This window comes from Chryseobacterium daecheongense (assembly GCF_003729955.1).
Classification (GTDB): Bacteria; Bacteroidota; Bacteroidia; order Flavobacteriales; family Weeksellaceae; genus Chryseobacterium; species Chryseobacterium daecheongense.
This window is the reverse complement of record NZ_RJTX01000002.1, coordinates 104,300-117,099: the sequence shown is the minus strand read 5'-3', so window position 1 is coordinate 117,099 and position 12,800 is coordinate 104,300. Positions and strand designations below refer to the sequence as shown.

Annotated in this window: 12 protein-coding genes; 1 reads left to right on the top strand and 11 read right to left on the bottom strand. The window is 37.6% G+C overall.

The features are described 5' to 3' along the window. Nucleotides 1–148: 148 nt before the first annotated feature. The 8 genes from EGI05_RS08925 to EGI05_RS08890 all read right to left on the bottom strand — a co-directional run bounded on the left by EGI05_RS08925 (nt 149) and on the right by EGI05_RS08890 (nt 8,944). Complete coding sequence (locus tag EGI05_RS08925) at nt 149–2,806, bottom strand: MGH1-like glycoside hydrolase domain-containing protein (protein WP_123262726.1); 2,658 nt, start codon at nt 2,804–2,806, stop codon at nt 149–151. A 98-nt stretch (nt 2,807–2,904) separates the two neighbouring features. Continuing rightward, on the bottom strand, nt 2,905–3,714 hold the full coding sequence (locus tag EGI05_RS08920) for a glucose 1-dehydrogenase (protein WP_123262725.1): 810 nt from the start codon (nt 3,712–3,714) through the stop codon (nt 2,905–2,907). A gap of 74 nt (nt 3,715–3,788) precedes the next feature. Beyond that, a complete protein-coding gene (locus EGI05_RS08915) occupies nt 3,789–4,262 on the bottom strand; it encodes a GNAT family N-acetyltransferase (RefSeq protein ID WP_123262724.1) in 474 nt (157 codons plus the stop codon). 5 nt (nt 4,263–4,267) lie between these two features. Then, the gene (locus EGI05_RS08910) at nt 4,268–4,885 is read right to left on the bottom strand and encodes a DUF1684 domain-containing protein (protein WP_123262723.1); all 618 of its coding nucleotides are present in this window, start codon (nt 4,883–4,885) and stop codon (nt 4,268–4,270) included. Nucleotides 4,886–4,904: 19 nt separating this feature from the next. Next, complete coding sequence (locus EGI05_RS08905; RefSeq protein ID WP_123262722.1) at nt 4,905–5,768, bottom strand: AadS family aminoglycoside 6-adenylyltransferase; 864 nt, start codon at nt 5,766–5,768, stop codon at nt 4,905–4,907. A gap of 3 nt (nt 5,769–5,771) precedes the next feature. After that, entirely contained in the window at nt 5,772–6,173 is a 402-nt protein-coding gene (locus EGI05_RS08900) for a hypothetical protein (protein WP_123262721.1), read from the bottom strand. 77 nt (nt 6,174–6,250) lie between these two features. Then, nucleotides 6,251–7,756 (bottom strand): malate dehydrogenase (quinone), encoded by a 1,506-nt coding sequence (mqo, locus tag EGI05_RS08895; protein ID WP_123262720.1) that lies wholly within the window; start codon nt 7,754–7,756, stop codon nt 6,251–6,253. A 147-nt stretch (nt 7,757–7,903) separates the two neighbouring features. Then, nucleotides 7,904–8,944, bottom strand: a complete 1,041-nt coding sequence (locus tag EGI05_RS08890; protein ID WP_123262719.1) for an NAD(P)H-dependent glycerol-3-phosphate dehydrogenase — start codon at nt 8,942–8,944, stop codon at nt 7,904–7,906. A gap of 225 nt (nt 8,945–9,169) precedes the next feature. Here EGI05_RS08890 and EGI05_RS08885 point away from each other — a divergent pair, with 225 nt between their 5' ends. Beyond that, nucleotides 9,170–10,195, top strand: coding sequence for a M23 family metallopeptidase (locus tag EGI05_RS08885; protein WP_123262718.1), 1,026 nt, complete (start codon nt 9,170–9,172; stop codon nt 10,193–10,195). A gap of 61 nt (nt 10,196–10,256) precedes the next feature. Here EGI05_RS08885 and EGI05_RS08880 read toward each other — a convergent pair whose 3' ends face one another. The 3 genes from EGI05_RS08880 to EGI05_RS08870 form a co-directional block, all read right to left on the bottom strand. After that, nucleotides 10,257–11,435, bottom strand: a complete 1,179-nt coding sequence (locus tag EGI05_RS08880; protein ID WP_228428578.1) for a MoaF-related domain-containing protein — start codon at nt 11,433–11,435, stop codon at nt 10,257–10,259. A 227-nt stretch (nt 11,436–11,662) separates the two neighbouring features. Beyond that, on the bottom strand, nt 11,663–12,316 hold the full coding sequence (locus EGI05_RS08875; protein WP_123262716.1) for an NAD(P)-dependent oxidoreductase: 654 nt from the start codon (nt 12,314–12,316) through the stop codon (nt 11,663–11,665). A gap of 53 nt (nt 12,317–12,369) precedes the next feature. Next, nucleotides 12,370–12,780, bottom strand: a complete 411-nt coding sequence (locus tag EGI05_RS08870; protein WP_123262715.1) for an Rrf2 family transcriptional regulator — start codon at nt 12,778–12,780, stop codon at nt 12,370–12,372. Nucleotides 12,781–12,800: the final 20 nt, after the last annotated feature.

Sequence of the window (12,800 nt, the reverse complement as noted above, 5' to 3'; positions counted from 1 at the left end):
ATTGTCATTCCATAGGAATCTTAATGTTCTAAAGATAAAAACATGGTAGATTCCACGCTCATTTCATTTCGCTCTGAGTGACAGAATATAAAATTGTACATAATTGACCTATATTCCTACCGATTTACGATTCTACAATTTTGCGATTTTACGTTTTCGCTTCATCCGGCATTTGGGTTTCAGATTCTGCTATTTTCTTTTTGGAAAATCTTGGCTGTAAAATTTTAGCGATCAGGCCTGTCCATCCGGTTTGGTGAGAAGCTCCTACTCCACGACCGTTATCACCATGGAAATATTCATAGAACAGGATATAATCTTTAAAATCCGGATCCGTTTGAAACCTCGGATATTGTCCATTTACAGGGCGGTTTCCATTTTCATCCTTCAAAAATATCCTGGATAATCTTTTACTTAAAGCATCTGCAATCTGATCCAGATTAGAGTAATTTCCACTTCCTGTAGGGTATTCGACCAAAAAGTCAGGGCTGTAATAAAAGAAAAACCTTTGAAGGCTTTCAATAATTAGAAAATTGATAGGAAACCAAACCGGACCGCGCCAATTGCTGTTTCCGCCAAAAAGATCGCTATCGCTTTCCGCAGGTGTATATTTTACGCTGTAATCTGTTCCGTTCAAATTCAAATGATAAGGATTCTGCTCATATTCCTTGGATAAAGCACGGACACCATAATCACTTAAAAATTCCTCAGGATTCAACATCCTGTGTAATAATCTTTTTAAACGATGTCCCCTTAAAAGGGAAAGAAGATGCTTTGAGTTCTGTCCTTTTACTTCCCAATGAGAAACAAGAGCTGCCAATTCCGGTTTGTTTTCCAATACCCAGTGCATTCTGCTTTTAAAATTCGGAAGATTTTCAATCATCTCATCATCAATCACCTCAACGGCAAACATAGGGATTAAGCCTACGATGGTTCTTAACCTTAAATACATGTGGCTGCAATCATTGGAAGCAAGTGCATCGTAAAAAAACTCATCCTCTTCGTCCCAAAGGCTGAAATTTTCGTCCCCCATATTATCCAACGAATTAGCAATGGATAGGAAATGTTCAAAAAATTTTGTTGCCATCTCTTCGTACACTTTGTTGTACTGAGCCAATTCCAGAGCAATTCTCATCATATTCAGGGCAAACATGGCCATCCAGCTTGTTCCATCAGACTGTTCAAGCTGATCACCATTCGGAAGCACAGCGTTTCTGTCAAAAACCCCGATATTATCCAATCCTAAAAATCCACCTTCAAAAATATTGTTGCCGTTGTCGTCTTTTTTATTCACCCACCAGGTAAAATTCATCGTTAATTTCTGGAATGCACTTTCCAGGAACTCGATATCCGGTTTTCCCTTTAAATATTCATCAATCTTGAATACCCGGAAAGTTGCCCATGCATGGACTGGTGGGTTGACGTCGCTGAGATTCCATTCATAGGCGGGAAGTTGCCCATTCGGATGCATGTACCATTCAAAAAGAAACAGCTTGAGCTGATGTTTGGCAAAATCTGGATCAATCAAAGAAAAGCTTATGGCATGAAAAGCAAGATCCCATGTTGCATACCATGGATATTCCCATTTATCGGGCATTGAAATAATATGCTCATTATTGAGATGCTTCCAATCGTAATTTCTTATCCTTTCACGGGATTTTGGAGGCTGCACTTCTGCGGGATCCCCTTTCAGCCATTTCTCCACATTGTAATGATAGAACATTTTGTTCCAAAGCATTCCTGCAAAAGCCTGTCGTTGGATCATTTTTTCATCATCTGAAGATATTCCTTCCTGAAGATCCTCATAAAATTCCTCCGATTCTTTTTGTCTTAAAGCAAAAATGTCTTCAAATCCTTCAAAAGGCCGGGCTAAATCCTTATCTGTAATCCTCAGTTCAAAGGTTTTGGTTTCTTTAGCTTTGAAATTTTCATTAATAAAAAATGAAGCTTTAGTCCCTATATCTTTAGGGTTGATAGTCTGAGTATTCCCACTTACGACAAATTCATTAATGCCGTCTTTGCAATATTTTGATTTACTGGGCGATTGATAAAGTTTTTCACAATTAGTTTCATTATCACAGACCAGGACTTTCAAGGATTGTCGGGCATATACATTTTTTACTTCCAGGTCTTTATGATTTACTTTAATGCAATTGGCCTCTTCGGAGCATAGTTGCGGCTTATAATCATCATATCCCCAATTCCATGTATTCCTGAACCAAACAGTGGGCAAAATAATAAGAGGAGCTTCCTTTTCAGCCTTATTTGTTATGGTAAGCTTTACCAGAATGTCTGACTGGCTTTCTTTGGCATATTCAATAAAGATGTCAAAATATTCATTCTGATCGAAAATTCCTGTGTCTATCAACTCATACTCCGGTTCATTTTTATTTCTTTCTGAATTGATTTTCAACAGATCATCATAAGGAAACGCATTTTGAGGATACTTATACAGCATTTTCATGTAGGAATGTGTAGGTGTGGAATCCAGATAATAAAAGTACTCCTTTACGTCTTCTCCATGGTTTCCCTGATCGTTGGTCAGCCCAAAAAACCGTTCTTTCACCATTTTATCTTTCTTATTCCAAAAGCCCACTGAAAAAACGAGCTGCTGCAAATCATCACAAATCCCACAAATACCTTCTTCACCCCACCGATAAGTTTTGGCTTCCGCCATGTCATGACGGGTATAATTCCACGCGTCACCATTGGCACTGTAATCTTCACGTACAAGTCCCCATTCTCTGTTGCTCACATAAGGTCCCCATTTTTTCCAGGAAATATCGGATATTCTTTGCTTTTCAGTCATAAGCTTGTTGAGTTATGAATTAATAGATGTGAATGGTCAACTGTGAATGATAGATAGACATTTAAAAAATTGACGATTCACTTTTCACTATTCACCTTCTATCCTCCGGTAGAAAAACTTTCAAAAGTGGTCATTCCACCGTCTATGAAAATACTGGCTCCGGTAATATAATCTGAGGCATCACTGGCTAAGAATACTGCCAGATTGCCTATATCCTGAGGTTGCCCGATCCTGTTATATGGAATAAGGGCAAGAAGTGAATTCATGGCTTCCTGCGTATTCCAGGCATTGGTATTGATGGGTGTCTGAATAGCTCCCGGGCAAATCGAGTTAACACGAATTTTATCCGCACCATATTCCTGAGCCAGCGTCTGCATCAACATTCTGATGGCTCCTTTGCTTGCTGCATAATTGGCATGCCCTGCCCAGGGAATCACTTCGTGTACGGAACTGACATGGATAATTTTCCCACAAGCTACGGAACGTGAAGGATCAATTCCGCGTCGTAAGAATTCTTTAATCGCTTCCCTTGCACAAAGAAATTGTCCTGTAAGATTAACTCCAATCACCGCATTCCATTGATCAAGGGTCATTTCCGTGAATTTTGCATCTTTTTGGATTCCAGCATTATTGATTAAAATATCAACTGTTCCAAATTCTGCTACCACATCCTGAAACATTTTCACGACCTGATCTTCTTTAGAAACATCACATTGGTAAGTAATCCCTTTTCCACCGGCATCTATAATCTCCCTTACAATTGTTTTGGCATCGTTCAAAGATCTTTCTGAAGAATGATTTACAATAACAGTAGCTCCTGATGAAGCCAATGATTTGGCAATTCCGGTACCGATTCCGCTTGAAGCTCCGGTAACGATAGCTACCTGATTTCGAAGTGATATTTCCATAGTTTTGATTTGAATGTTACTCAAAGTTAACAGAAAGTATCAAGCCAAACAGAATATCGGGAATTAAAATTTTCTTAAAGTTTTTTGTACATAAGATATTGTGGTCCACTTCTTCCGATCCTTGTTTTTCCATCATAGAAGTATCCTGTTTTCAGGTACAATTCATATGCAGAAGTATTGTTCTGATTCACAGCTAACACAATTTCATTACAATCTTTAAAATTCTCTTTTATGAAGTCATCCATTTTCAGCATCGCAGATTTTCCTATTCCTTTTCCCTGCAAATCCGGATTTATGGAAAGAGATCGTACCAAAACAGAATCAGGATTATCTGTGAGATCCAATTTATCATCTCCAAAATCCAGTACGAAAAAACCTGCTGCTTTTTCTCCATAAAAAACAGTTACCGGATACGCCAAATCATCCTGCCTTTCGCTGATCCGTTGTAATGCTTCTTCTGCCTTTGCGGTAAACTGAGACTGAGTTTCATCCAGTTTGTAATTCAACTCAGGAAAATCTTCGGGTTGAAAAAATTGTAAACTGACCATATTAATTAATGATGATAAATATCTTCGTACATGACTCCAGCACGAATTTCTATTGGAAGTTTATTTTCTTCAGGAACGATCGGGCAGTTGTAATCATGGGCATTGTAAGCGCAATATGGTTGATAGGATTGATTAAAATCCAATATGATTGTATTTCCTTTTTTAGGAATTCTCAAATCCATGTATTTTCCGCCGCCGTATGTTTCCTTTCCATTGGTAGCATCTCGGAAAGGCAGAAAAAGATAGTCTTTATATTTTTCCTGCTTGATGAGATCCAGGCTTTGATATAAAGTGAGTGAGTATGGTTTTCCATCCAATTTAAAATTAACCCTTCCATATTCTATGTAGAGTTTGGTTTTCCCTGAGGAAGTGGGAATTTCAAAGGGTATTGCATTTTCTGTTTTAGAAATTCGGGCAGTAACTCTGTATTTCAGGTCAACAGGAAAGAAAGGATGTTCTTTAAAATGAGTCAGATTATCTCCACGTAAAGGCGTTTCTTTAGGGTTGAGATATTCTGCATTTAATTCTTCCTGAAACTTTTTAATTTCCATCATTTCTTTTGAATTTTTTTGAGCAAAAACAAACAATGGACATACTAGGAACAGGATTATATATTTTCTCATACACTATAGCTTTATATTGTTACAGGTTTTTCACTTTGTGAAGGTATTTTCTAACTTCTTTTTCTGTTTGTGCAGGATAAATGTAGTTCATTTTTTCCGAAAGTTCTGTGCCTATTTCGTGAACTAAGTCTGCAAAAGCCAATAAAGCGTTCCAGTTATCTTCAATATTACTTCCTGAAAAGGTCATTTCAATCCTTTCCCAAAGCTCAGGAGGCAGATATTTTTTAAAAAGCCTGCCGTGTTTATTAGTGGTAATTTTTTCCCAGTTATATCCGCTTGCAATATGCCACTCCAGCAAGGGAACAAAATACTCTGTTCTGATCACACTTTCAGACATAACTTTAGCATAAAAGAGATCACCGCGTTTAAGGCATTTGGCAACATAGGTAGTATCCCACCAGAAATCATTAATCAATTGCTGAAAGCATTGTTCCGTAGGTTTCTGAATCATGATGGATTCATAAGTGGGAGGCTTCAGATTTTCAGTTAAATTGTCTTTATCAATCAAAACTTTGTAGCCGACATCCCAATCTTCATTCAGTATTTCCTGCTGCGTTTCCTCTATGAATTCTGATTTCGAGTATAGTTTAAAGTCAACTTTTACATGATCTTCATACAATACCATCTTCATCGCATGTTTGCCTTCGAAAAAAGTTTTATCTTCTTCTATCATCGAAATCGGTTTCCCGAAAAGCTCAATCCATTTTTTATCCGCCTCATATTCCTTCATATTTTCAAAAACCAATTCAATATCCAGATCACTGAAATCATCTACAGGAGCATAAGGATTGACCAAAGAACTGGTTAAGAGAACAACGCGGATAGCGGGATTTTTCTCTGCCCAATCCACAATTTGTTCCAGTTTCTTTTCTCTAGCTTCCATACATTAGTAAGCTTCTGAAATTTTAACCCTATAAACATCTGATGAATTTCTTTTGATGGATTCTACAAAAAAGCCTCCCTCTTCCGGAATTACTTCTTTCAGGTCAAAACTTTTGCAATCTCTGGGCAGTCCTGAAAATATCAATGTGAACCAAAAATCCCGCATAAAAGGAACGGGCGTCCAATATGGAAATATAGAGATGTTTTCCGCATGGATCAGCTGACTTCTGTGTTCAGACTGATTATCGAAAAGATAGGTGGAATGCCATATCCTGATCAGGTTTCCGAGAAAAGGTGAAGCAGGAAAACAACAATGCACAATTACCTGCTTTTCCTCTTCTACTTTGGTTTGAAGAGATTCCAGAATTTCCTTTACGATGATGGGTTTTGTAATTGTTTCAGACATGATGTATTGTCAATTGTGAATAGTCAATTATTTTTCAAATGTCAATCAATCACCATTGACGATTCACAATTTACTTTTTAATAATCTAATTCCAGTTTTTCTTTAGTATAATTTCTTACCTTTTGGGTGAGCTCAGGGTTTCCTGCCAGTTTTTGTCCGTAAGAAGGAACCATTTCCAGCAATTTGTCTTTCCATTCGCCTTCGAGTTTATGCGGGAAACATTTTTCAATAACATTCAGCATCGCATATACTGCTGTGGATGCTCCCGGCGAGGCTCCTAAGAGAGAAGCTATTGTTCCTTTCTTATTCACCACCACTTCTGTTCCGAATTCGAGCTTTCCGCCTTCTTTTTCATCTTTTTTAATGACCTGTACTCTTTGTCCGGCCACTTTCAATTCCCAGTCTTCTTCTTTGGCGTCTTTGATGAATTCCCTTAAATGCTGCATACGCTGTGCTTTATTCATCGCTACCTGCTGAACCAGGTATTTGGTTAAAGGAATATTATGCCACCAAGCTCCGAAGAGTGATCTTATATTTTTAGTATTGATACTTTCGGGAAGATCCAGATAGCTTCCTTCTTTCAGAAATTTGGTTGAGAATCCTGCAAATGGGCCGAAAAGAAGTGCCTTTTTACCATCAATAATTCTTAAATCCAGGTGAGGAACAGACATTGGCGGAGCGTCTACCGTTGCCTGGGTATACACTTTCGCATGATGCTTTTCTACAAGCTCCTGATTGTGGGTCACCAGCCATTGTCCGGAAACCGGGAAACCTCCATATCCTTCACTTTCTTTAATATCAGAACTGTCTAATAATGGTAATGCATATCCACCGGCACCAATGAAAACAAAGTCCGCCACTACTTCCTGTTTATGATTGTGAATTCTGTCTTTCACTTTCATTTCCCATTTTCCGTCTTCACGGGGATCAATATCTTTTACCTCATGATAGAGGAAAACTTCCACATTAGAATCTTCAAGCAAATGTCTTCCCATTTTTCTGGTCAGCGTTCCGAAATTGACGTCCGTTCCCATATCCATTTTGGTAGCGGCCATTGTTTCAGACTTATTTCTTTTGCTCATGACCAATGGGATCCATTCTTTTAGCTTTTCATGATCCGTAGAAAATTCCATTCCTGAGAACAGGACAGACTGCATCATTTTATCGTGACGTTTTCTAAGATATTCCGCATCTTTTTCCCCAAAAACCAAACTCATGTGGGGGCAGGAATTAATAAAGTCTTTAGGTTCCTGAATATATCCTTTGGTGATCAGATAAGCCCAAAACTGTTTGGAAATCTCAAATTGCTCTGCGATACTTTCTGCTTTGGAAATATCAATGGTTCCGTCTTCTTTTTCAGGGGTATAGTTCAATTCACAAAAAGCGGAATGGCCGGTTCCTGCATTGTTCCATGCGGCGGTACTTTCCTTAGCAAACCTTCCCAGCCGTTCAAAAATGGCAATTTCCAAATTGGGATCAAATTCGTGGAGTAAGGTGGCTAAAGTGGTGCTCATAATTCCGCCTCCTATCAGTACAACATCATAGGCAGGTTTTGGTGTTCTGCTTGTAAGTGGGTGTGACATAAAACTGTATTTTTTATTACGAATTTCGTGAAAAGTTTTAAGAATGGAAATGTGTTTAACGTTTTTAACACGTTAATTTTTCTTCAAAAAGTTATAAAAAAACACCAATGTTTTTCATTGGTGTCCTTACATATTTCGATAGAATTATTAATTCAATTTTGTTGTCAGTTTTTTAAACTGCTTTTCAGCATTTTTGCCTTCGTAAAGGATTCCGTAAATTGTCTCGATAATCGGAAGCTTAAGACCTTTCTGTTTAGCCGTTTTATAAATAGAGTCTGCCGCATAATATCCTTCCGCCACCATGTTCATGGATTGGATTGCAGATTTCACTGTATATCCTTTTCCGATAAGGTTGCCCAAATTCCTGTTTCTTGAGAATAATGAATAGGCTGTTACCAGAAGGTCACCTAAATAAGCACTTTCATTGACATCTCTTGGCGCTTCGTAAATAGCTTCCAGGAAAGTTTCCATTTCACGAATCGCATTAGAAACAAAAACGGCAGTAAAGTTATCTCCATAACCCAATCCGCTTGCAATTCCCGCTCCAATGGCGAAAATATTTTTAAGAATCGCACTGTATTCATTCCCTAAAATATCCTTGCTGGAATGTACTTTTATAAAGTCTGAGTTAAAAATACTTTCCAGTTTCTCAGAGGTTTCATCATCTACTGCAGCAATCGTAAGATATGATAATCTTTCCATCGCAACTTCTTCTGCGTGACATGGTCCCGCAATTACCGCCTGATTTCTGAAACCAATCTGAAATTCATCTCTCAGATAATGCGCTACCACATCATTAACTTTTGGAATAATCCCTTTAATGGCAGAAACAAAGATCTTGTCTTTATAATCACAGGTCATTTTATCCAATGTATCGGAAAGATAAATGGATGGCGTTGCCAACACTATAATGTCACATGCAGAAACCAGTTCGTTGATATCCGTTGTAAGTTTCAGCGATTTAAGGTTAAAAGTAGCTGCTGTAAGATAAGTAGGATTATGACCACGAAGTTCAATGGCTCCTTTCACAAATTCGCTTCTTACACACCAGTGCACTACTTTACAGTTTTCAACAAGCATTTTTACGATAGCCGTTGCAAAGCTTCCGCTTCCTACAACCCCTACGGAAATCTCCTTTTTGTTCTTTTTCGGACTTGCTGATTCTGAAATTGTTTTCTTTTTCGCCATAATTGAAATGTGAACTGCAAATATATTAAAACAATGATTTAGGAGCACTTTTGAAGGGATGATAAAATCCAATTTTTGAAAAAATTAACACTTCAACACAATTAAATAGTTAATTAGGCGTTAAATACAGAAATATCTCAATTTTTATTAAAAATATCTCACAAAACTTATTTTTAATTAAATTTGCAAGCTTAAAAACCGTTATTTAATACTAAGAGAAGAAATATGAAGAAATTTCTAAGCAGCAAAAAGAACGTAAACATTCTTCTGGGGGGGCTTTTACTAGTAGTTTTTGCGCAAGGTATTTTCATCGCCAAACTGTTTTCCGAAAGGGATGACAAAATGTATGAGGTAAACCTTGTCAAAATAAACACTGAAAGAGACAGTGTGGATTACTTAAAAATGAAAACAGATCTCACTTTAGTAGATCAGACCGTAGCTCAGCTGAATTCATTCCTGAAATCAAAAAGCATTTCCAATGAAAAGCTGACGATCCTTAACAAAGACAGTATTTCAAATTCTGTTTACCTGGCGAAACAAGCCAACCGATACAGCCAATATTTAATGGATTTACAAAATAAACTGATGCAGGTTCCTTTGGGAATGCCTACTGACGGGTACATTTCGTCTAATTTCGGCATCAGGAAAAATCCAATTCCGTTTAAAAGGGTTTTTGCTTCTGTAAAATCTCCTTCAACCGGATCTACAGCTGCGGCTGCTACCGTATCAAAACCTGAAGTAAAAGCTGAGCCTGTTGAAAAAATTGTTGAACTTACAGACAGCTATGGGAATAAAAGAGAAGTAAAAGTAATGGTGACTCCAAAAGCGAATAATACCTCTGTTGCCATTGCTCCATCCAATTCTACTAAATCAGTAGCTACTGCTTCAGGTTCCAAGGCTCCTGCTGAAGGAAACAATCCTCCTGCTGAAGCTGACCAAATGCAGTTTCACAAGGGACTGGATATTGCTGTTGCTTTTGGTTCTGATGTAAGAGCCGCTGCTGCGGGAACTGTTATTTTCTCCGGACAAAAAGGAGGTTATGGAAATTGTGTGATCGTTTCTCATGGAAATGGTTTGGCAACGCTTTACGGACATTTGTCTCAACTTATTGTAAAGGCCAATGATAAGGTAAAAGTAGGTCAGGTAATTGCCAAATCCGGAAATTCCGGACGTTCTACAGGACCTCATCTTCATTATGAAGTACACAAAAACAATACTCCGGTGAATCCGAAATTGTTTATGAATTTATAACATAAAAAAACTACGGCGGCTGTCTTTGACAGCCGCCGTAGTTTTTTTATTAATCCTTATTTCATTTTACTATATTCAAAGTTCCTTTAAGGTGTAGGAATGATCCGTCTGCTCCGGAAATATTCGTGTATACTATGTTATTATTATAATCCTGAACATGGGTTACGTTATCTCCTCGCTTAGGCTCGTGCCAATACACCATAAATATATTTTTAGCAACTTCTACGGCTGTATACTGAACGGTATCCGTGGCTCCTTTCAAAGTTCCTTCCACTCCTATGAAGGTCATTGTTTTGTTATCCTTAAAGTCCAGAATAAATTTCAATCCATTAAAATTAGCCTCCACTTTATGTCCAATGGCTGGATACGGTGATTTCACATCCCATTTCATCTCTCCGAAAAATACTTTTACTCCCATTCCCAATTCATCTTTTCCCGGAAGATCGGGATATTTGCTTATCATGAATTTGATGGCAGCATCAGAAGATTTATTTTCAGTGACTGCTTTTTTATAGTTTTCCAGATAGTTTTTTACAAAATCAAGAGAGCCTGGAGAAAGTGATGACTTAGCAAAATGTGATGGGACAACCTGTTCAGGTTTCAATGCTTTCATAGCATTAATTTGACCGATCCATTCATCAATAGCTTTTTCACTTTGCGTATCTGCCATCCAAAGGTGAGAATCTGTAGAAACTGAAATTCCGCCTATGATGGTTTTTATAGAAGGAATCCAAAGGAAACTATGCGCAGGATCCTGAGGATTTTGTCTGATCTCTATTGTATTACCTTCCAGATCAGGAATTGCATTCACTGCTTCCGGAACAATGATTTCTGAAGGTGCATCATCCTTAAGCTGCGGTTTCCACACTACCATTTTGTCGTCTTTCAATGCTGAAATCAGGTAGGCCGTTTGAGCAGTTGAAATAATTTTTGCATTGGGAAATGCTTTTTTAATGACATCCAGTCCGAAGTAAAAATCCGGATCACTGTGGGAAATGAAAATGGTTGTCAGATTTTTACCTGTTGCTTTTATTTCTTTAATCAGCTGTTCCGCATATTGTTTTTGAAATTGTGCATCAACAAGGATGGCGTCTTTATCACCATAAATAATAGTTGATGTAATTGGAAAAATGGCTTTAGGACCCGGATTATATACTTTGATCTTTAAGTTACCCGCGAACAGGAGACCTGTAAAACCAAGCAATAAGAATATTGAGAATAATTTCTTTTTAAGCATCATTTAAATTTGTTTTGAATTATAATAATGATTTTAACCACAAAAGTCACAAAAGCTGTATACAAAAAATGATAAACACCTTAGTAATATATAAATCCCAAGCACCGATATCAATAAGTTCACATAAGAGGAGAATCAAAGATTTCCAGGATTTAACATGCTTCTAAAGTATCTTCTGATAAAACAACTTTTATGTCTTTTGCGGTTTATTTTAAATGAATATAATAGTATTAATAAGCAGCTGTAAAACGCTCACGAATGTGGTTATTTTGTTCCAATTCATCTACTAAGGCAACAGCTACATCTTCCACAGAAAGGATGCTTCTTCCATTTTCATCAAATACCGGAGTTTCCAAAGAAGTTCTGTATTTTCCTGTTCTTGTTCCTATGTTGGCCTGATTCATCTCTATTGCCGGGCTGAAGAAGGTCCAATCCAATGTTTTATTCTCTTTAATCTTGTTTAAATAGTCTCTTGCTGCAGCGGCTCCCGGTTTATAAGCCTCAGGGAAATCCGGTGTATCTACGATCTGGATATTATCCGGTGTATAAAGGCTTCCTGCTCCACCCACCACAATAAGTCTCTTCACACCTGATTGCTCTACTGCTTTTTCGATGTTTTCCGAACCGGTCAGGAAATCATGATAAAGATTAGGATTGGTCCAACCTGCATTGAAAGTGCTGATTACAGCATCATTTCCTTTTAAGCTCTCCGCTAACTCTTCTACGTTGTTGATATCAATGCTTTTAGCGGTTACTTTATCGCTCTGCTCAACTTTGGAGGCATCTCTTACAATAGCCTCTACTTCATACCCTCTGTTTTCCAATTCTTTCACTACGTGCGAACCTACAAATCCTGTCGCACCAATTACTGCTACTTTTTTCATATTCTTTTATTTTAATTGTAATAATTTTTGTTACATTTATAGTTAAAAAAATTTTATTCAAACTGATCGCTGAATTCTTTCAAAGACTTGTTTCCTAAAAAACTAACTACCAATTTATCAGTCTCTTCAAATAAAGTATTCAAATGAACATTAATATCCTTACCAACGCTGCATGCAGGGTTAGGATTTTGATTTTTCTTTCCTAAAACTTCTGTGTTTTTAACAACCGCATAAATTTCAGAAATACTAATCGACTCTGGGTTTCGGGCCAGCCTACTTCCTCCTTCTTTTCCCTGTCTGCTTATAATTAAGCCAGCTTCTCTCAAAACACTCATCTCTTTACGGACAATTACCGGATTTATATTAATGCTACCCGCAATCCACTCAGAAGTTAACCATTCCTGAGGGCTCTTTTCCAGTAGCGTCATTATATGTACTGCCGTAGCAAATCTTGTATTGTTCATTGTAATTACAGGGCAAAGGT

Excerpts from the sequence above, each read along its gene's own strand:
- EGI05_RS08925 (WP_123262726.1), bottom strand. The coding sequence starts at position 2,806 with ATGACTGAAAAGCAAAGAATATCCGATATTTCCTGGAAAAAATGGGGA.
- EGI05_RS08920 (WP_123262725.1), bottom strand. The coding sequence starts at position 3,714 with ATGGAAATATCACTTCGAAATCAGGTAGCTATCGTTACCGGAGCTTCA.
- EGI05_RS08915 (WP_123262724.1), bottom strand. The coding sequence starts at position 4,262 with ATGGTCAGTTTACAATTTTTTCAACCCGAAGATTTTCCTGAGTTGAAT.
- EGI05_RS08910 (WP_123262723.1), bottom strand. The coding sequence starts at position 4,885 with ATGAGAAAATATATAATCCTGTTCCTAGTATGTCCATTGTTTGTTTTT.
- EGI05_RS08905 (WP_123262722.1), bottom strand. The coding sequence starts at position 5,768 with ATGGAAGCTAGAGAAAAGAAACTGGAACAAATTGTGGATTGGGCAGAG.
- EGI05_RS08900 (WP_123262721.1), bottom strand. The coding sequence starts at position 6,173 with ATGTCTGAAACAATTACAAAACCCATCATCGTAAAGGAAATTCTGGAA.
- mqo (WP_123262720.1), bottom strand. The coding sequence starts at position 7,756 with ATGTCACACCCACTTACAAGCAGAACACCAAAACCTGCCTATGATGTT.
- EGI05_RS08890 (WP_123262719.1), bottom strand. The coding sequence starts at position 8,944 with ATGGCGAAAAAGAAAACAATTTCAGAATCAGCAAGTCCGAAAAAGAAC.
- EGI05_RS08885 (WP_123262718.1), top strand. The coding sequence starts at position 9,170 with ATGAAGAAATTTCTAAGCAGCAAAAAGAACGTAAACATTCTTCTGGGG.
- EGI05_RS08880 (WP_228428578.1), bottom strand. The coding sequence starts at position 11,435 with ATGATGCTTAAAAAGAAATTATTCTCAATATTCTTATTGCTTGGTTTT.
- EGI05_RS08875 (WP_123262716.1), bottom strand. The coding sequence starts at position 12,316 with ATGAAAAAAGTAGCAGTAATTGGTGCGACAGGATTTGTAGGTTCGCAC.
- EGI05_RS08870 (WP_123262715.1), bottom strand. The coding sequence starts at position 12,780 with ATGAACAATACAAGATTTGCTACGGCAGTACATATAATGACGCTACTG.